The 18,740-nt window shown below is 49.4% G+C and carries 18 protein-coding genes; 11 read left to right on the top strand and 7 right to left on the bottom strand.

The window, feature by feature from the left end; all coding sequences use genetic code 11:
* Position 1: 1 nt before the first annotated feature.
* The 3 genes from BM485_09890 to BM485_09880 are packed head-to-tail and all read right to left on the bottom strand — an operon-like array spanning position 2 to position 2,122.
* A complete protein-coding gene (locus BM485_09890; protein OKY75274.1) occupies positions 2 to 1,012 on the bottom strand; it encodes a hypothetical protein in 1,011 nt (336 codons plus the stop codon).
* A 3-nt stretch (positions 1,013 to 1,015) separates the two neighbouring features.
* Complete coding sequence (locus BM485_09885) at positions 1,016 to 1,435, bottom strand: protein TolR (protein OKY75273.1); 420 nt, start codon at positions 1,433 to 1,435, stop codon at positions 1,016 to 1,018.
* Positions 1,436 to 1,447: 12 nt separating this feature from the next.
* Positions 1,448 to 2,122, bottom strand: coding sequence for a protein TolQ (locus tag BM485_09880; protein OKY75309.1), 675 nt, complete (start codon positions 2,120 to 2,122; stop codon positions 1,448 to 1,450).
* Positions 2,123 to 2,584: 462 nt separating this feature from the next.
* On the opposite strand from BM485_09880, the gene BM485_09875 reads away from it, so the two are divergent.
* The 6 genes from BM485_09875 (at position 2,585) to BM485_09850 (ending at position 9,503) form a co-directional block, all read left to right on the top strand.
* Complete coding sequence (locus tag BM485_09875; GenBank protein OKY75272.1) at positions 2,585 to 3,892, top strand: homoserine dehydrogenase; 1,308 nt, start codon at positions 2,585 to 2,587, stop codon at positions 3,890 to 3,892.
* Between the two features lies 1 nt (position 3,893).
* Positions 3,894 to 5,099, top strand: a complete 1,206-nt coding sequence (locus BM485_09870) for a cofactor-independent phosphoglycerate mutase (protein ID OKY75271.1) — start codon at positions 3,894 to 3,896, stop codon at positions 5,097 to 5,099.
* 15 nt (positions 5,100 to 5,114) lie between these two features.
* A complete protein-coding gene (locus BM485_09865; GenBank protein ID OKY75270.1) occupies positions 5,115 to 5,564 on the top strand; it encodes a thioesterase in 450 nt (149 codons plus the stop codon).
* Between the two features lie 241 nt (positions 5,565 to 5,805).
* Positions 5,806 to 6,375, top strand: coding sequence for a hypothetical protein (locus tag BM485_09860; protein OKY75269.1), 570 nt, complete (start codon positions 5,806 to 5,808; stop codon positions 6,373 to 6,375).
* A 1-nt stretch (position 6,376) separates the two neighbouring features.
* Positions 6,377 to 8,608 carry a twin-arginine translocation pathway signal protein gene (locus BM485_09855; GenBank protein ID OKY75268.1) on the top strand — a complete coding sequence of 744 codons (2,232 nt, stop codon included), beginning with the start codon at positions 6,377 to 6,379 and terminating at the stop codon, positions 8,606 to 8,608.
* A gap of 88 nt (positions 8,609 to 8,696) precedes the next feature.
* Positions 8,697 to 9,503 carry a 4Fe-4S ferredoxin gene (locus BM485_09850; protein OKY75267.1) on the top strand — a complete coding sequence of 269 codons (807 nt, stop codon included), beginning with the start codon at positions 8,697 to 8,699 and terminating at the stop codon, positions 9,501 to 9,503.
* A gap of 88 nt (positions 9,504 to 9,591) precedes the next feature.
* Here the strand turns inward: BM485_09850 and BM485_09845 are convergent, their stop codons facing one another.
* The 3 genes from BM485_09845 to BM485_09835 form a co-directional block, all read right to left on the bottom strand.
* Complete coding sequence (locus tag BM485_09845) at positions 9,592 to 11,346, bottom strand: hypothetical protein (GenBank protein ID OKY75266.1); 1,755 nt, start codon at positions 11,344 to 11,346, stop codon at positions 9,592 to 9,594.
* Positions 11,347 to 11,426: 80 nt separating this feature from the next.
* Entirely contained in the window at positions 11,427 to 11,897 is a 471-nt protein-coding gene (locus tag BM485_09840; GenBank protein ID OKY75265.1) for a tRNA (uridine(34)/cytosine(34)/5-carboxymethylaminomethyluridine(34)-2'-O)-methyltransferase TrmL, read from the bottom strand.
* Positions 11,898 to 13,217 carry a hypothetical protein gene (locus BM485_09835; GenBank protein ID OKY75264.1) on the bottom strand — a complete coding sequence of 440 codons (1,320 nt, stop codon included), beginning with the start codon at positions 13,215 to 13,217 and terminating at the stop codon, positions 11,898 to 11,900.
* Between the two features lie 397 nt (positions 13,218 to 13,614).
* Between BM485_09835 and BM485_09830 the strand changes: the two genes are divergently transcribed.
* The 5 genes from BM485_09830 (at position 13,615) to BM485_09810 (ending at position 18,075) form a co-directional block, all read left to right on the top strand.
* Positions 13,615 to 14,853, top strand: coding sequence for an aspartate kinase (locus BM485_09830; protein ID OKY75263.1), 1,239 nt, complete (start codon positions 13,615 to 13,617; stop codon positions 14,851 to 14,853).
* Between the two features lie 30 nt (positions 14,854 to 14,883).
* Positions 14,884 to 16,485 (top strand): citramalate synthase, encoded by a 1,602-nt coding sequence (locus BM485_09825; protein ID OKY75262.1) that lies wholly within the window; start codon positions 14,884 to 14,886, stop codon positions 16,483 to 16,485.
* Positions 16,482 to 16,859, top strand: a complete 378-nt coding sequence (locus BM485_09820) for a hypothetical protein (GenBank protein OKY75261.1) — start codon at positions 16,482 to 16,484, stop codon at positions 16,857 to 16,859. The genes BM485_09825 and BM485_09820 overlap by 4 nt, the downstream gene beginning before the upstream one ends.
* 83 nt (positions 16,860 to 16,942) lie before the next feature.
* A complete protein-coding gene (locus BM485_09815) occupies positions 16,943 to 17,449 on the top strand; it encodes an IS630 family transposase (protein ID OKY75260.1) in 507 nt (168 codons plus the stop codon).
* Positions 17,450 to 17,454: 5 nt separating this feature from the next.
* Positions 17,455 to 18,075, top strand: coding sequence for an IS630 family transposase (locus tag BM485_09810; protein ID OKY75259.1), 621 nt, complete (start codon positions 17,455 to 17,457; stop codon positions 18,073 to 18,075).
* Between the two features lie 13 nt (positions 18,076 to 18,088).
* Here BM485_09810 and BM485_09805 read toward each other — a convergent pair whose 3' ends face one another.
* Positions 18,089 to 18,736, bottom strand: a complete 648-nt coding sequence (locus BM485_09805) for a PHP domain-containing protein (GenBank protein OKY75308.1) — start codon at positions 18,734 to 18,736, stop codon at positions 18,089 to 18,091.
* Positions 18,737 to 18,740: the final 4 nt, after the last annotated feature.

Genomic DNA, 18,740 nt, shown 5'->3' with positions numbered 1-18,740 from the left:
GTTATTCCATGCCGCTCGGGTGAAAAACAAGGCCGATTTCCAGACTGTCCTCGTCTATTCCCGGAGGAAAGGGCGGCAGCGGCAACGATTCTTTCAAGGTTTTTTCGACAAACTGATCAAAATAAGGATTGTCGGATTTTTCTTCAATATAATGATCCGTGACGGTGCCGTCACGTTGCACATGGACAACCACGACCGATTTCAAGTCATTTTTCCACTCCTGCAGGGCCGGCAAAATCCAATGCTCATGAATTTTGTTTGAAACGGCAATGTAATATAATTTTAATGCCGCATCAAGCTGCGAGCTGCTGCCGGTGCCGGTTCCAGCGGTGGAAGTTGATGCCGTCGCGGTTGAATTGACCGCGGTGGATGAGGGGGTTTTTCCTTTTCCGGATGGACGCTGGGAATGGATGGTCTGACGCAGTTTCGCGACAGCTTCATCAGCGGCAACTGCCGCTTCAGCTTCCATTTCCCGTGCTTTCTGCAGCTCTTTCTGGCGGTTCAGATTTGCCTTGATCCGCTCCAGTGCTTTATCGATATTTTTCTCTTCAAGCTTGGGCGTGGCCGGTGGTTTTTTCTGTTTTAATTCCTTTTTGACCTGCCGGGGCTTCAAACTTATTACTTCAGCCGGTTCTGTCGATTCAGATTGAACCGGTTCAACCGGTTCGGCAACAACCGGTTTGGTTATCGGTTCCTCGATGGGTTTTTCAATAACTCTTTCCACCGGCGGGGTAATTTTCGGTGGGGCGACCTCTTTTGCCGGAGGAGGCGGAGGAGGGGGTGGTTTGGTTTCCGTCGCCGGTTTCGACTCAACCGCCTCAAAGAGATTAACGGTATATATTTCTTCGTGTTTGTTGAAGTCGAAAAAAGACAAGGGGAACGCCAGCATGGCAGTGACAAGCAGATGAATGCCGAGGGCGAAAAAAAGTGTTTTTTTTCGATGCTCGGCAACAAAACGATCTATTGTAACCAGGCGATTTTGTTCATCTGAAAAATTTATGACAATCGGCATGATTCAGCGTTTCTTTTCTTCCGGTTTTGTCACCATGCCGAGTTTGTTGAACCCGGCATCCTTGACACTTGCCATTACCTCGGCAACAATGCCGTACGGAACATTCTTGTCCGCCTTGAGCAGAATGGTTTTTTCCGCGTCGACCTGAGCCAGTTTGTACAGCTCCTGTTTCAGTATACTAATATTTCCCTGGATCTTGCCGAGGGCTATGGTTCCTTTTTCATCAATGGATATGACAACCGGATGCTCATCCTGGCGCAGCGGTTTCGCCGTGGTTTCCGGAAGGTTGACATCGACCCCCTCGGTCATCATCGGCGCCGTCACCATGAAGATTATCAGCAGGACGAGCATTACATCCACCAGGGGCGTAACGTTGATTTCCGCGACAACCGACCGTTTTCCCTTTTTACCTATTGGTCCCATGGTCAAGTGTCCTTAGCAGCGGGAAATAAGATCCCTTTCGACAAGGTTGAGGAAATCACTGGCAAAACTCTCCATGCTGCCCTCAAAAGTGTCTACCTGGCTCGAATAGTAATTGTAGAAAATAACGGCCGGAATAGCAACCGCGAGTCCCGCGGCAGTCGCTACAAGGGCTTCGGAAATACCGGGGGCGACAACCGCAAGCGACGCGGATCCCCGGGCGCCTATTTCCTTGAACGAGGCCATGATTCCCCAAACGGTGCCGAAAAGTCCGATAAATGGGGTGGAGCTTCCCGTGGTGGCGAGAAAGGAAAGGGATTCGTTCAACAGGGAAGCTTCCTTGTCGACGGATTTGTTTAAAACCCTTTTCAGGTTTTCCATGCCGGCAAGGCACATCTCAAGGGTCTGGGGCTCACCGTTGGTACTCGTCTTGCGCTTGCCGATTTTTTGCAGTTCGGCATAACCCGACCTGAATATGGCAGCTTCCGGGCAAAGGGAGGAATCAAGCGCCGATTTATAGGCCTCGGCAAGTGTTTTACTGCTCCAGAATTTATCCAGGAACTGTTTTGATTCAGCCTTGACCTTTTTGAAAAGCATTTGTTTCTGAAAAACAATATACCAGGACATCAATGAAAAAAAGAGCAGAAGCATCATGACGATTTTGACGACCAGCCCCGCATTCCAAAACATGGTGAAAATATTCAGTTCTTGCACGGTAATTCCTTAATAATGACGTTGGCTCAAGATAGATGAAACCGGATGAAAAAGGGAGGATACTTGTTGCTGGTTCTGGTTAATGATAGAATGACATAGTGTTATGAAACGGGTGAAAAAAAGATACCCTTGGATGGGAAATCAAAGGAAATGACATAAAATCGAAACCTCGAACCTGCATAATAATATGTTTCATTAAAACGAAGTATTATATATACCCTTTTTTTACTATTTCAAGAAGATTTTAATGGAAACGCCAAACAGTGTCCCTTTTTAGAAAAAAAGCTTGCAAAAAAAGTTCCGTTTTTGCCGTTTTTTTTTACTTCTTTCTCAGCGGATTTTTTTGACATACGCCATGAAAGAGGGTAATTAATCTGATTTTTCATAAAATTGCGTGTTTTTTAATTTTGACAAATTTATTGTAAGGCTACAGTGATCATGAAAGCTATTCAGGTAGGACTCATAGGATTTGGCACCGTCGGCAGCGGAACCGCTCAGGTGCTTTATGAACAGGCGGAGCGCCTAAAGAAAAGAAGCGGCTTATCCATTGTCTTGAAAAAAGTGGCAGATATTTCAGTGGAAAGTCTGCCGAGCCTGTTTCATGGCACGGAATTGACCAGGGATGCCGCGGATATCATTAATGATCCTGAAATTGACATTGTCATTGAACTTATCGGCGGGACAACTCTTGCGAAAAAGTTCATTCTTGAGGCGATCCGCCAGGGCAAGCATGTGGTGACCGCCAACAAGGCGCTCCTTTCCGAGCATGGCATGGAGATATTCGCTGCCGCCCATGAAAAAAATGTGGAAATCGGATTTGAGGCCAGTGTCGGAGGGGGCATCCCGCTTATCAAGACCCTCAAGGAAGGTCTGGTTGCCAACAAAATACTGACCATCATGGGCATCATGAACGGTACCGGCAATTATATCCTGACCCAGATGACCGACCATGGAACCCCCTTTGCAGAGGTTCTGGCCGAGGCGCAGAAAAAAGGATATGCTGAGGCCGATCCAACCTATGATATTGAGGGTATCGATACAGCCCACAAGCTTGTCATTCTGATGACCATGGCCTACGGCATGGATGTGCGGCTGGAGGATGTCATCTGCGAAGGCATTTCCCGGATCGAGCCGATTGACATCGAGTTTGCCAAGGAGTTCGGTTACCGCATTAAATTGTTGGCCGTCAGCCGCAACCACGGCGAACATGTCGAGGCACGGGTTCACCCGACCATGGTGCCGGAAAAACATATGCTGGCCAATATCAACGGGGCATACAACGGTTTCTATTTTACCGGCGACATGGTGGAAAACATTCTCCTGTACGGCAAAGGTGCAGGTAAGATGCCGACCGGCAGCGCGGTTGTGGCCGACGTGGTGGATATCGCCAGAAACATTTCCTGTAATGCAATCAATCGGGTCCCCAGTCTTTCCTATCAGCACAAGCATATCGCCCGACGACGCATCACTCCCCTGGAAGAACTCAGCTTTCCCTATTATTTCAGATTTTCCACCCTGGATAAACCTGGGGTGCTGTCAAAAATTTCCGGCATCCTCGGGAAATACGACATCAGTATTGAATCGGTGATTCAGAAGGGCAGGGAGAAAAAAGGAACCGTCCCCATCGTCATGCGGACCTATGAAGCAAAGGAAGCCTCTGTGAGAAAAGCCCTTGAGGAAATCAACGCGCTTGAAACCACCACTGCGGAAACGGTGAAGATTAGAATTCTGGTTAATGAAGAATAACATGAAATATATCATATTGGTTGGGGACGGCATGGGAGATTTTCCCCTCGATGTGCTCGAGGGGAAAACGCCCCTGGAAGCTGCCAGGACACCGGCCATGGATTTCATCGCCCGGCACGGCATACAGGGCCAGGTGCAAACGGTTCCCCAGGGGTTCCCCCCCGGCAGCGACGTGGCCAATCTGTCTCTGCTTGGATACAGACCGGAAGAAGTCTACTCCGGTCGTTCTCCCCTGGAAGCCGCCAGCCTCGGAGTTGATTTGCAGGAAAACGAGATCGCCTTCCGTTGCAATCTGGTGACTCTGCACCACGAAGGCGACAGGGTCATCATGGTTGATTACAGCGGCGGCCATATTGATACGGACGAGGCGAGGGAACTCGTCGGAGCGATCAATGATTCCATTTCAAACGATAAATATACCCTTTATCCCGGTGTCAGTTACCGCCATCTTTTTATTTATCGAGGCAATCCGGCCGGGCTTGTCACCGTTCCGCCACATGACTATACCGGCCAGGACGTCACTGCCTTCTGGAAAAAATATGAGCTGCAGCCGCTGTTAATGGAATTCATGAAGAAAGCGGGGCAGATCCTGCAGAAGCATCCCATCAATAAGAAGAGGGAGGAGCTTGGCAAATCTTCGGCAAACGGAGTCTGGCTCTGGGGCCAGGGAAAGGCCCCGAAAATGTCAACCCTGCAAGAGAATTACGGCATCAGCGGCGCGTTGATTTCAGCGGTTGACCTGCTCAAGGGTATTGGTGTCTATGCCGGCATGGAAATCATTAACGTGCCCGGCGCCACAGGCTATCTGGATACCAATTACCAAGGCAAGGTCGATGCGGCCCTGCAAGCGATCAGTGAAAAAGATTTTGTCCTTGTGCATGTCGAGGCGCCGGACGAAACCGGCCATCAGGGGTTGCTTGATGAAAAAATACAGGCCATTGAAGATTTTGACGACAAAATCGTCCGGCCCATGGTGGATGCCATGCTTCAGGACAAGACAACGGATTTTCGCTTGGTTATCTGCATGGACCACCTGACCCCTTTGCGGCTGAAAACCCATGTTGCCGATCCGGTCCCTTTTGCCCTTTTTGATTCCCGCAGCCCGGAGAAGAAAAACAACAACGGTTATACCGAGAAAAACGGCGCAGCTTCTTCTGTGCATTTTGCAAACGGCGAGAAATTTTTTCGTTTCGTGGTTGAAAAATAAAATTTTCTTGTGGAAATGTCTTTACTTAAGATCAACCTGACCGATCCCGTCCAGCTGAGTTCCTACCGGGTTCTTTACGGCGACACCGATGCCGGGGGAGTGGTCTACAACGCCAACTATCTCCGTTTTTTCGAACTTGGACGGTCTGACTTCATGCGGGAACACGTCTGTTCCTATCGTCAAATTGAAGAACGCGGGTTTATTCTGCCGGTGGTGGAAAGCTATTTGCGCTTCAAGGCACCTGCTCGATATGATGATCTCATTACCATCAAAACCTCCATGCAGCAGATTTCAGCTTTTTCCTGGCGTTTTAATCATCACATCCTGAAATCAGAGGGAAACAAATTGCTGGTAAAAGGCTTTACCATTCATGCCTCGGTGAACATGACGGGGAAACTGGCCAAGCTTCCATCCGATATTATCGAACTGCTGAATCTCGCTTCTTTTCCGCCTCTCTGTGATTGACGCCGACTGCCTGCAGTTTTCCCCGTTTTCCTGAAAAAGTCCGGATGAAGCGGCAACGCATGATATCCGGCGTTTCGTTGCCCTGAACGAAACGGCTCATTCTCCATGTCCGTCATATATATCCTGTCAGGAATCTTGTTGCATCCAGGTTGACACCGTTTAATCTTTCCTGTAAATATTACCATTTTGTGACAAATGCCGCACTAATAGTTTTTTTCTATGGAGGCGATCCGGAAAATACATGACCAGTGCCGAAAGTAAAAATTCCATGGCGGATGTTTATCGATTCCTTGCGCAATCAATGCGATATCCGACAACGGATTGGTTCACGGAAGAGTACTGGTCTGCCCTGCTTTCTCTTCTTGCCGAGTTGCACTTTCATGCGGAAAGAGAGGAGTTGCTCACGTCTCGGCAAGAATCTTCGGATTTCATCGAAGATATTCAGGTTGAACATACCCGCCTTTTCATCAATGCCGTGCCCCATGTCATCGCGCCACCCTATGCCTCTGTCCATTACAGGGGCGACGGCACCTTCTACGGCAGAATCGCTGAATCAACGAAGAAGTTTTACAGGGAGAAGGGATTTTCCCTGGTCCGGGAAGATGACCTTCCTGATCATATTGTTTACGAACTGGAATTTTTGGCTTTACTTGCGCATGAAGAAGACGAAAAAGGAGAAAAAGAGTTTCTTGAGAAATTTTTCACCCCCTGGTTTTCAATTTTCATGGACAAGGTTATTGAGGAGGCTCATCATCCTTATTACCGGGTGGTGATGAAATTAATCGTTTTTTTTACGAGGGAGGGGCTTTAATATGTCTATCAAAATGACACGACGCAAGTTCCTGCAAACCACGTCTTTGGCGGCTGCGTCGATTCCGCTGGCCAAAGTTGTGTCGGCGGAAACCGGGTTTGCACCAAACAAATTCACAGCACCCGGCAGTGCCGTTGCTACCGAGACGGTCACCGGCGGTGTCTGTGAAATGTGTTTTTGGCGTTGTAATGTGGTGGGGAAAGTACGAGATAAAAAGCTTGTCAAGCTTGAAGGCAACCCGAAAGGCATTGATAACGGGACTGCCATCTGTGCCCGCGGCAACGCCGGCATCAAACTGCTGTATGATCCGGATCGCCTGAAGTATCCGATGAAAAATATCGGTGAAAGAGGCAATCCAAAATGGAAACGCATCACCTGGGAAGAGGCCCTTGATGAATGCGCGACCAAGTTGAAAGCCGTAGAAACCAAATACGGAGCCCACGGAATCGCCATGTTTCCTCATGGCGCATCGGCGAAATACCCCATGGAGTATCTGGAAAACGTCATCGGCACCCACAATGTGAGCGAGGCATCCTTCTTTCAGTGCCGCGGCTTGCGGGACACCGGGTACATGGCTACCTTCGGCACGCCTCCGGGTGAGAATGTCGACATGGCCAATGCCAAAGTGATCTTTCTGGTCGGTGACCATTTGGGCGAAAATGTTCATGTCTCCCACCTGAAGAGATACCTGAAAGGCCTGGAGAACGGCGCAAAACTGGTCGTTCTTGACCCCCGTTATTCCGCATCCGCCGCCAAATCCGATATCTGGGTGCAGATAAAGCCCGGTACGGATACCGCATTCATGCTGGCTGTCATGAATTACCTGCTGGAAAAAGATAAATACGACAAGAAATTCGTCGGCGAACGTTGTGTCGGGTTTGAAAAATTCAAGAAAGGCATTTCTCATGCTTCCCTGGATTGGGCCGCAAAAATTTGTGATGTGCCGGTGGAGCAGATTCAGGAGGTCGCCGACCTGCTTGCCGCCAACGCCCCGAATGTTTCCATTCATCCGGGCCGCCATGTGAGCTGGCACGGCAACGATTTCCAGCGCATGCGCGCCCAGGGTTGTCTGACCGCCCTGCTCGGCGCCATCGGCGTTCCCGGCGGTTTTGTCAAACCGAAAGGGCCCAAGGTAAAAGGGATAGGCTGGCCCAAGGGTGAACATAGTGGTGAGCATAATCTTCGTCTGATGGCGGACAAGCATCATTATTCTCCTCCCGGTACGCCCACTGATCTGATCAGGGAGGCCTGCCTGACCGGCAAGCCATATCCCATCAAGGCGTGTGTTATCTGGGGCCAGAACCCCATGCAAACCATCCCGAATCAGCAGAAAACAATAGATGCCTTAAAGCAAATGGATTTCGTCATGTGCGTTGATGTCATGCCCACCGACATCACCATGTATGCGGACATCCTGTTGCCTGAAGCGTCCTACCTGGAAAGGTACGATTACATCAAGACAGGCACTCAGTGGAATTTTGCCGATCCGCATCAGCAATTCATTGCCCCGAGAATGCCCTTGGTTGAGGCCATGTTTGAACGCAAGGATCAGGTGTGGATTACCAACGAACTGGCCACGCGCATGGGCTACGCCGACAAGATCCCGGTAAAAAGCCTTGAAGAAAAGATTGACAAGGAGCTTGCCACGGTCAATCTTTCCCTTGAGCAGATCCGCAAAGAGGATGGTATTCATCTTCAGCCCGGCAAGGATCCTTACGGCGTTGCAGAGGATTTTGAGGTTCTTCTTTATAATGAGGACCTGGAGGACAGCGGTTATCCGGGCGTGCCGACCTATATTCCGGTTGAAGAAACTCCCAAGGGATTTGCCAGACTTGTTTATGGCCGTTCCCCTGTGCATACCTTCAATCGCAGCCAGAACAATGTCTGGTTGAATCATGAGATGCCGGTCAACCCCGTTTGGGTCAATGATGACGTTGCAAACAAACTGGGACTGCAAGACGGCGACGAAGTCAGCCTGGTAAACAGCGAGGGTGTCGTTTCCTCTGCAACCAGCATCATCAAGTCCACACCAGGCATCCGGAAGGACACCATTTATATTGCCCATGGCTATGGCTCCAGAAACCCGATGATGACTGCCGGTTTTAAAAAAGGTATAGACGATCAGGAATTGATCACGAAACTTGCGGTTGATCCGGAAACCGGTTGCCATGGTATGCGCAACAATTTCGTAAAAATCGTCAAGAACGGTAAAACTCTTGATATCTCTGCATAATCAACGTTTGAATCATTATGATTATGCACTCTACGATATTTATCATAAGACTTGAACAACTGTACGTCTTTAAGGAGGTAAAACCCTTATGCAGTATGGAATGATAATTGATTTAAACAGATGCATCGGTTGCCATGCCTGCGCCATTGCCTGCAAGGCGGAATGGGATGTGCCGGCCGATAAGGGCCGGAACTGGGTGCATCGCCTCGGCCCGGCCAAAACGCCGGAAGGTCTTGCGTCAACCTATTATCCCGGCCTTTGCAATCATTGCAATCAGCCTGCATGCGTGGATGTCTGTCCCGCCGACACGGTAGAAAAAACATTCACGGACGGCAAAACAGGCCAAACAAAAACAATGCAGGTTGCCGCCACCTACAAGGATCCATTCAACGGCACCGTCCAGATTGACCAGGACCGCTGTTTGGGTTGCGGTGCCTGTGCCGATGCCTGTCCTTACAGTGCCCGTTATGTCAACAAGGACATCGTCAACGAAGAAATCGGCGGTGAAGGCATCGCCGACAAGTGCACCTACTGCATGCCCAGGGTGGAGAAGGGACTGCAGCCCGCGTGTGTCCAGACCTGTCTCGCCAATGCCAGGATTTTCGGCGATCTTGATGACCCGGATTCCGAGGTTTCCCAGTACGTCAAAAAGGGCGCGGTGGGATTGACGTCAACCGCCGTCAGTATCGGGCCGAACTCCCGTTATTACGGCAATAAAAAGGACATGCATCTGCTGACCAGCACGTCAACGCCAACCGGGATGCCCGCAGCTTCTTTGCGTCGGAGTCTCCTGGCCCGCTTGAAGCCCGAGATGAAAAAGGTCAAAAACCTTGGCATGCTCGGACTTGCCGGTGCCGTTGTCTTGAAAGAATTGAGCGAGGACGAAGGTAAATAATTCTGCTTTTTCAACCGCATTCCACAAAAAAAGCCTGCTTTTCAAAGCAGGCTTTTTTTGTTGGAATCAACTGAATGATGATCGTGCATCATCTGTTTTTTTTGTCTTTTTTAGACAGATACATCCTTTTATCAGCTTCGGCGATGAGTTCCTCGACCTGGGCAATTTTTTCACCATCATAGGTAGCGACTCCGATGCTGACACTGATGTCGAAATCAAGTTTGTTTTCCAGGTTTGCTTCATCAAGAAGAACCTGAAAACGGTCTTTCAGCTTTTGTTCGCCGTCTGATTCCGAGCCATCTGAAACAAGCACGGCGAATTCATCGCCGCCCAGTCGGGCAATGATATCGGAACTTCTGAAAGAAGAAAGTATTTTCCCGACATTCATAAGAAGGAGATCGCCGATTTCATGCCCATAGGTGTCATTGACGATTTTTAAATTGTCAACGTCGGCAAAAAGCAACATCAGCTTCCCTTGATTTCTGTCGGCTATGCGCAACTGTTTTTTGGCCATCATCAGAAAGCCGCGACGATTGAGCAGACCGGTCAGCTCATCGGTTATGGACAAAGAATGAAATTTTTCCTCGAGATTTTTCTGTTCCGTGATGTCGAGAAAACTTTTGACGATAAACTTTCTGTCATTGACAAGGCATTCGGTTGATGTCTTCAGGATATGAATTTTTTCTCCCCGGCTGTTGGTGATTATCTGGGTTGTTGCCTGGCCGGCATTTTTGTTTTCCGGAATATCAGGGGAAAGTTGTTGTCCGGGGACGAAATCGTGGTAGGGGTAGCCCTCCATTTCATTCTTGTTCAAGCCGAACAGTTCGAGGGCCCTGGGGTTTGCATCAGCGATTCGATTTGTTTTCGCATCGATGACCAGTATGCCGGCCTGAACCGAGTGGAAAATGGAATGGAGGTACTCTTTTGCTTCCTTCAGTCTCTTTTCCGCGACTTTTGTTTTGCTGACATCCTTGATAATGGCGATGACTGTGCGGCTTTTTTTATCATGAACAGGAAGAAAATTAATTGTCACCTGCTGATTGTTGAAATGAACCGGTGCGTCATCATCAATTTGCCATGCTGTTTTCTTTTCAGGATTCCGGAGGATGTTAACAATCCGTACCCGGTCGGCATCGGAAAAAAAAGAAGTGAAGTCGAGAGCCAGCAATTTATCCTGGGGCATTCCGACCAGCAGGGCTGCTGCGGGATTGGCGAAAATTATTCTGTTGTCAGGGGCAAGCTCGACAATGCCCTCGCTCATGTTATTCAAAACAACCCGCAGATGACGGTTGGCGGCCAGCAGTTCCAGGGATATTTCCCGGGGAAAAACGTTTTCCGTGCCGAAAACCATATGGCCGTTTTCGTGATTGTGGTTTGGGGTAAAATGAAGAGCCGCATTCACCACATGATTCACCAGGTTCGGTCCCTTGGCAATACAGGCATGAACCCCTTTGATTTCGCATTCGCCGCGGGCCTCTACCGCAACCCCGGAAATAACGATAATAGTGGTACGGGCAAGATCGGTTCTGCCCGCGACCATCTGGCAGAACTGCTCCCCATTTATATTCGGCATGATCAGATCAAGGAAAATAATGTCAGGGGTGAAATCCAGCAGCATATCATAGGCGGAAAGACCGTCCTCGGCTGTTAAAACCAGGAAATTTTCTTTTTCCAAGGCCGCGGACAGAATTTTTCTGATTACCGGATTATTATCAATGACAAGAATTTTTCTCACAAAAAAGTACCAGTTGTGATATTTTCTGCACCGCTCTCGCAGGAGAGCATCAATGTTTTCAAATTCGGAGCGGCACGGGGATCCGTCACAAAAGAGCAAGAACAGCAAGATTATTTCGCAGAGTTCCCTGCAGTGAATTTAAAACTTTATCAAGTTAAAGGGAGGGGGTAAAGGAGAAAAAAGTCATCTTAACAACTTTGTTGTCTCAGTGCCTCATACAGGACAATACCCGCGGCCATGGCAAGATTGAGGCTTCTGATATGGGGATTGGACATGGGGAGAGAAAAACAGCGGTCATGATACAGGCGTAGAATTTCCTCGGGGAGACCTTTGGTTTCTTTGCCGAAAATCAGAAAATCTCCGGGATGAAAAACCGCTTTGGTGTATGGTCGATCAACTTTTTTACTGAGAAAATAAAGTGTTGTTTCGTCCTGGGCTTCAAGAAACTGATCAAGACTATCCCAGTATTTGATGGTTACATATTGCCAATAATCAAGCCCGGCACGCTTCAGCTGCTTGTCGTCAGTGCTGAAGCCGAGCGGACGAATCAGATGCAGAATGGTGTCCGTGGCCCCGCAAAGACGGGCTATGCTGCCGGTATTCGGAGGGATTTCCGGCTCAACAAGGACAATATTAAAGGGTGGTCGTTCGAGGGACATTTAAAGCAGGGTGATCTTGTCCTCGGGTTGTACAACCAGACGACGAACATAAAGGGTGTCCGGGGCTGAAGTGGAATCTATCATGCCGGCCAGGGTGGACATTTTGTTGTTGAAACGTTCTTTTTCCGTTCCTGCCAGGACGGTTTTCGGCAGCATTTCCACGGAAAACGGATCCTGAAATTTGCCGAGATGTTCCAGACGGTAATCAAGATGAGGACCGGTGGAAAGCCCGGAAGAACCGACATAGCCGATAATATCTTTTTGCTTGACGACGCTTCCCTTTTTCAAACCCTTGGCAAAACGGGACAGATGGCCGTAATATGTCTTGTATCCTCCCGCATGGGAAAGGACGACCTGCCGACCAAATCCCCCCTCGAAACCCATGGAAACAATTTTGCCGTCAGAGGCGGCCATGATCGGGGTGCCAATGGGCGCGGAAAGATCCACTCCCAGATGGGGACGTACGACGCCGAGAATCGGATGCTTGCGTTTGAAAGTGAAATTTGAGGTGACCCGGCCGACTGGAACGGGCGATTTGATGAAAGAGGCGCCAAGCTCTTTGCCCATGGAGTCATAATACGCGCCCTGGTTGTTGTCGTCCGGCGAGTAAAAATATCCCTCAAAAATCTCGGCATTTTTCTGTTGATATCGGGCAAAAAGAATTTTGCCGTAGCCGATAAATTTGTCTTCTTTGTAAAATTCTTCAAACACAAGCCGGAAGGTGTCTCCTTTGTGGGTTTCCGTGTTGAAGTCAATCCGGGAGGAGAAAATGTCGGCAAAGGCATACAGCAAAGAGGCCTGGAGGTTGTGCTGAAAAAAGGCGTCAAAAAGCGACGAGGAAATTTCCCCGTCGATCATGCAGGTTTTGACGTTGAGGTCAACCACCTCCTTTTGGGCTTTGAAGGTGTCATCCTCTCGGGTGACGGAATAGCAGTCGAGCGGGCCTGATTCATATTCACAGCGAAGAAGCCGGCCTTCTTCGTCAAGATAAACACGGTATTTGTCATTGGGGCGAAGGCGGCGGAAATCAAGGCAATCCGCCAGATAATCGACGATCTGCTTTCGCACATCATCGGACAGGTTGTATCTTTGCAGCGACTTGCTTAACGAATCACCCCGCTGAAGAGTTCCCTCGACCAGAGTGTGGAAGAAATTGTCGGGCTGTTCAACCGCATCTGTTTTTTCCTTTTCAGGCGGCAGCGAGGCGATAGCGGGAGAGGACGGTTCGTCCTGATAAAAATTAAAACTTGTAACGATAAAGGTGATAACAAAGACAGCAATGGCCAAATTTGTCAAAAGCGTTTTGTTTTCTTTCGTCATGAATTATCCCTTTGGAAAATTATCGGAAAAACATACTGTAATTTTCTAGCAAAATCCTATGGTTGTTACAACATCTATTTGGGAAAAAAAGTAAAAAAAACAAGAAGGTCCAAATTTATACCTTTTCAGGCGCCATTTGTCGAGTTGCCGGCGCTCTTTTTGGTAATTTTTTGGAATAATTTCTCTTTCCCCTTGATAACACAGCTTGTTTCCTGTTATTTATTTTTGCTTTTAGTTTCCGCTATTTTTTATGCTTAAGCGAAAGCAAATAGCGTGCCATCTTTCTTGAGGGGGGCATTTGGTTCACAAAAACAGATGTATTTTCACAGCAATACTCTATTTACTGGGTTTATCGCTCTGACGAGCCCATAAGCATGAAACAGGAGTGTTTGGATATATGACATTAATTGTTCAAAAATTTGGCGGTACTTCCGTCGCGAATCCGGAAAAAATCAAAGCAGTGGCGAAGCGGGTCATGGATTGCCGCAAAAAGGGAAACCAGATGGTGGTGGTTTTGTCGGCAATGGCCGGAGAAACCAACCGTCTTGTTGATCTGAGCAAACAGATGCAGCCTATTCCGGACCCACGGGAAATGGATGTTCTTCTTGCCACCGGTGAACAGGTAACCGTCGCTCTTTTTGCAATGGCGGTTAAGGCGGCAGGCATGGATTCGATTTCCCTGCTGGGGGATCAAGTCCGAATCAGTACCGACACCATGCACACCAAGGCGCGTATCAAGGAGATCAACTCGGAATTGATAAAGCGCCACCTGGATGAAGGCAAAATCGTCGTGGTGGCCGGGTTTCAGGGGGTGACGGAAAAAGGCGACATCACCACCCTGGGACGCGGCGGTTCCGACACCACGGCAGTGGCCCTGGCTGCCGCACTGCAGGCGGATCAGTGTGATATTTTCACCGACGTGGAAGGTGTCTACACAACGGACCCCAACGTGTGTCCGTCTGCAAGAAAGATTGACAGAATAACCTATGATGAAATGTTGGAGCTTGCGAGTCTCGGTGCAAAAGTGCTTGATATCCGTTCCGTAAGTCTGGCCAAAAGATACAAAGTACCGGTCCATGTGCGCTCAACCTTTACGGAGACGGAAGGCACATGGGTTGTTGAGGAGGATAAAATTATGGAATCCATGCTGGTTTCAGGTGTCACATACAACAAAAATGAAGCGCGTATAACTTTCAGCAAAGTGCCGGATACGCCGGGCACGGCCTCTCGTATTTTTAATCCCATTTCCGATGCCGGCATCGTGGTGGATATGATTATCCAGAACACCAGGGCAGGGGAGATGACGGATATGACCTTCACCGTTCCGCGCACCGATTATGACAAGGCGATGCTGATCGTGGAAAAAATCGCCAAGGAAATAGGGGCGGAAAGCGTTACGGGCGACCAGAAGATAGCCAAGGTGTCCATTGTCGGTGTCGGCATGCGCAATCACTCAGGTATCGCCACCACCATGTTTCATATTCTCGCCCGGGAAAATATCAACATTCACATGATTTCCACCTCTGAGATCAAGATTTCCTGTGTCATTGATGAAAAATATACCGAACTCGCCGTCAGAGCCCTGCATGACGCCTTTGAACTCGAGAAGGCGAATTTGCCCCTGGAAGAAAAATGATAGGCTGATTCAACGCAAAATGGAGAAACCATGAACAGACAACTGACAATATACGATACCACGCTGCGAGATGGATGCCAGGCCGAAAACTTCAATTTGTCCGTTGAAGACAAGGTGCGGGTCAGCCTGAAACTCGATGAGCTCGGTATTGATTTTATTGAAGGTGGCTGGCCGGGCGCGAATCCAACCGCGACTCAGTACTTTGAAGAGATGAGGAATTACGACCTCAAACATGCACAGGTGGCCGCATTCGGCAGCACCAGGCTTTTTCATAATCCGGCTGATGCGGACGTGAACCTCAATGCCTTGATCGCCGCCCGCACCCCGGTTATTACCATCTTCGGTAAAAGTTGGGATATCCACGTTCATGCGGCGCTCCGCATTGAATTGGAAGATAATCTGTTGATCATTGAAGATTCACTGGCCTATCTCCGCCCCCATGTGAAGCACCTTTTTTACGATGCGGAACATTTTTTCGACGGTTTTAAAAACAACAGGGAATATGCCCTGGCAACACTGGAAAGAGCCGTGAAGGGCGGAGCGGAGCTGCTTGTTTTGTGTGATACCAACGGCGGCACCCTGCCCACCGAAATGCCCGATATCTTCCGGGAGGTACAGAATCATCTTGCCAGGTGCGGCCATGATGTGGCGCTGGGAATTCACGCCCATAACGACACGGAAACCGCCGTGGCAAATTCGCTTATTGCCGTCACCATGGGCGCCCGTCAGGTTCAGGGAACCATCAACGGTTACGGGGAGAGGTGCGGCAACTGCAACCTTACTTCCGTTATTCCCGCCTTGGCCCTGAAGTTGGGCTACAATTTCGAGGCGGCTAGCAACCTGAAAAAGCTCAGCGAAACGTCCCGGTATATCAATGAACTGGCCAATCTGCCCCACAACCGTTATCAGCCTTATGTCGGCGCCTCGGCTTTTGCTCACAAGGGAGGAATCCATGTCAGTGCGGTGCAGAGAAACCCGCTGACCTACGAGCACATTGATCCGGAAAAGGTAGGCAACATCCGCAGAATTCTCATCTCCGACCAATCGGGACGAAGCAATGTCCTGCATAAGGCCAAGAAATTCGGCATCGATCTCGACAGCCGTGATCCGGTGGTGACATCGATACTCAAGGAATTGAAAACCCTGGAGAACCAGGGATTCCAATATGAAGGGGCTGAGGCATCGTTTGAACTGCTGATGCGCAGGGCCCTTGGTGTGCAGCGTCGATATTTTACCCTGATCAGTTTTCGGGTTATCAACCAGAAAAGCGACATGGATCAGCCCCCCCAGGCAGAAGCAACCATCCGTTTGGAAGTCGGTGGAGAGGTGGTGCACACGGCGGCCTTGGGCGATGGGCCGGTGAACGCCCTGGACAAGGCGCTGCGCAAGGCGCTTACCCGTTTTTATCCGTCATTGGCTGAAATGTGGCTCAGTGATTATCGAGTCCGTGTTCTTGCCAGTGAACATGGCACAGGCGCACGGGTCAGGGTTTTGATCGAATCCCGCGATCAGGATTCCGAATGGGGAACGGTCGGCGTTTCCCATGATATCCTTGAGGCGAGCTGGCAGGCCCTGGTTGACAGCATCAGTCATAAACTGATGAAGGATGAAAAGAAAAAACAGGCGTCATGAAGCAAAAAGGGGACATGAAAAAGGATTATCGGGTTATCGTCCTCCTGGTCGTCGGCATCCTTATCAGCCTGCAAACTGTTTTCCCCACTTTTCCCGCAGAAGATGCGCAGACACTGGAATCCATTGTCCCGACGCATCTTCTGCAACGTCCTCTTCCCGACCAGATGCGGCCATTGTTTTTTTTACCGGTCAGCATCAACAGGGCAAATGCGGAACTGCTTCAAACAATTCCAGGAATTGGGCCGACTCTCGCCCGCAGAATCATAACCCTGCGAGATGCAAGAAAGGGATTTCATGACATGCGTGAACTTCTCGACGTGCCCGGAATCGGGCCGGCAAAATTTGCCGGCATCAAGCACTCCTGTTCGCTGTAACTCCTAGTACAATGTAAAATTTAAGTTTTCGTATTTTTGCGTGATATTTGTTATAGTCGTCTTCAAAATACAAGGAGGACGACATGGCACCAAGATACAGAGTGACATTAACAAAAGAGGAACGGGAAGATTTGGAGGCTATTTCAACTAAAGGGAAAAGGGCAGCCCGCACCGTACTGTATGCTCGAGCATTACTTCTGCTTGATGCGGGGGAACATGGACCGAAGTGGGTTGTCACTCAGGTCGCAGAAGCTTTAGGGACAACGACGCGGAGTTTAGAACACTTAAAGAAACGATTTGTTGAAGAAGGTCTTTCTGCCGCCCTTGAACGTAAGGAGCGCGAGACCCCTCCGCGAGAAATTCAATTCGGAGGAGAATTTGAAGCACATCTTTTGGCTTTGGCATGTTCGGATGCTCCAGAAGGTAAAAATCGATGGACAGTACGTCTGTTGGCTGAGAAAATGGTCGAGCTGAAGATGGTAACGAGTGTTTCTCCGATGACGGTATGTAACACTTTAAAAAAAATGAACTTAAGCCTCACCAAAGCAAATACTGGAAGATACCGCCGGATCAAAACGCCAGTTTTGTAGCGGCAATGGAAGATATACTCGAAGTTTATGCGCGTCCGTATAGTCAAGAATTCCCGGTTGTGTGCATGGATGAATCGAGTGTACAGTTAATCGGGGAGGTGCATGAGCCTATTCCGGCAGCCCCTGGCCATCCTGTTCTGATGGATGATGAATATGTTCGCAATGGGGTCGCAAGCATATTACTTGAGGTAGAACCGCTTGGGGGAAAGCGCAAGGTAAAAATTACTGAACAGCGGACACGGATTGATTGGGCCCATTTCATCAAAGAGATGCTTGAAGAGCGTTATGCCGATGCCAAGAAAGTAGTTTTGGTCATGGACAACCTCAATACACACGACACGGCCTCGCTCTATGCGGCTTTCCCACCTGAAGAAGCCAGGGGCTTGGCGGAACGTCTTGAAATACACTACACCCCGAAACACGGGAGTTGGCTGAACATAGCAGAGATTGAACTCAGTGTATTGAAGCGGCAATGCCTTGCAGGCCGGATTGATTGTATCGAGAAGATGCGAGCTGAAGTGGCGGCATGGAACATTGATCGAAATAACCGCCAGACTAAGGTTGATTGGCAGTTTAGAACAGATGATGCGCGAATAAAACTAAAACGGCTTTATCCGAAACTTTAACATATACAATGTACTAGCCGATTGCCGCGACAAAAGACGACATGTCTTTGCGGATCTGCTCATAACGGCTCAAGCTGATGCCGGCGCCCAGGGCGACATTTCTCGCCATTTCCGCCGTGAGAAAATCGGATGGCCCATGGGCATCGGCGTTTACCGCAAGTCGGGCGCCGCATTGCTCGGCAATCTTCGCCACATGACCATTGGTCAGCGAATGGCCTTTTCGACCGGACAGTTCTATCATAATCCCTTTTTCCGCCGCAAGACGAGCATCTTCGATGCTGAGAAAGCCGGGATGGGCCAGCACATCGACTCCCGCCTCAATGGCCGCCCGGTTGGTTCCCGGCTTCACCGGCTCGACAATGGTTTCGCCATGTCCGACCACCACCTGGGCCCCAAGTTTTCTCGCGTATGCCGTCAGCTCCGCCATCATTTCCGGCGGAACATGGGTCAACTCAATTCCGGCGAGCAGCCTGGTTGCGGAATAACGGTTCATGTCCCGGGCCGCTTTCAGAATCCGGGGAACGATAAAGTCAATATTGGAAGAGTCGGCGTGGTCGGTTATGGCAATGGCCGCATAACCGAGCACCTCAACCCGGCGAAGATGTTCAGCCGGAACCAGTTCACCGTCGCTGAAAAAACAATGGGTATGCAGGTCAATCATCATT

It is taken from the genome of Desulfobulbaceae bacterium DB1 (assembly GCA_001914235.1).
Lineage (GTDB): Bacteria > Desulfobacterota > Desulfobulbia > Desulfobulbales > SURF-16 > DB1.
This window is presented reverse-complemented; position numbering and strand designations above follow the sequence as displayed.

Coding starts and splice junctions, on each gene's coding strand:
- BM485_09890 (OKY75274.1), bottom strand. CDS start 1,012: ATGCCGATTGTCATAAATTTTTCAGATGAACAAAATCGCCTGGTTACA.
- BM485_09885 (OKY75273.1), bottom strand. CDS start 1,435: ATGGGACCAATAGGTAAAAAGGGAAAACGGTCGGTTGTCGCGGAAATC.
- BM485_09880 (OKY75309.1), bottom strand. CDS start 2,122: ATGTTTTGGAATGCGGGGCTGGTCGTCAAAATCGTCATGATGCTTCTG.
- BM485_09875 (OKY75272.1), top strand. CDS start 2,585: ATGAAAGCTATTCAGGTAGGACTCATAGGATTTGGCACCGTCGGCAGC.
- BM485_09870 (OKY75271.1), top strand. CDS start 3,894: ATGAAATATATCATATTGGTTGGGGACGGCATGGGAGATTTTCCCCTC.
- BM485_09865 (OKY75270.1), top strand. CDS start 5,115: ATGTCTTTACTTAAGATCAACCTGACCGATCCCGTCCAGCTGAGTTCC.
- BM485_09860 (OKY75269.1), top strand. CDS start 5,806: ATGACCAGTGCCGAAAGTAAAAATTCCATGGCGGATGTTTATCGATTC.
- BM485_09855 (OKY75268.1), top strand. CDS start 6,377: ATGTCTATCAAAATGACACGACGCAAGTTCCTGCAAACCACGTCTTTG.
- BM485_09850 (OKY75267.1), top strand. CDS start 8,697: ATGCAGTATGGAATGATAATTGATTTAAACAGATGCATCGGTTGCCAT.
- BM485_09840 (OKY75265.1), bottom strand. CDS start 11,897: ATGTCCCTCGAACGACCACCCTTTAATATTGTCCTTGTTGAGCCGGAA.
- BM485_09835 (OKY75264.1), bottom strand. CDS start 13,217: ATGACGAAAGAAAACAAAACGCTTTTGACAAATTTGGCCATTGCTGTC.
- BM485_09830 (OKY75263.1), top strand. CDS start 13,615: ATGACATTAATTGTTCAAAAATTTGGCGGTACTTCCGTCGCGAATCCG.
- BM485_09825 (OKY75262.1), top strand. CDS start 14,884: ATGAACAGACAACTGACAATATACGATACCACGCTGCGAGATGGATGC.
- BM485_09820 (OKY75261.1), top strand. CDS start 16,482: ATGAAGCAAAAAGGGGACATGAAAAAGGATTATCGGGTTATCGTCCTC.
- BM485_09815 (OKY75260.1), top strand. CDS start 16,943: ATGGCACCAAGATACAGAGTGACATTAACAAAAGAGGAACGGGAAGAT.
- BM485_09810 (OKY75259.1), top strand. CDS start 17,455: ATGGAAGATATACTCGAAGTTTATGCGCGTCCGTATAGTCAAGAATTC.
- BM485_09805 (OKY75308.1), bottom strand. CDS start 18,736: ATGATTGACCTGCATACCCATTGTTTTTTCAGCGACGGTGAACTGGTT.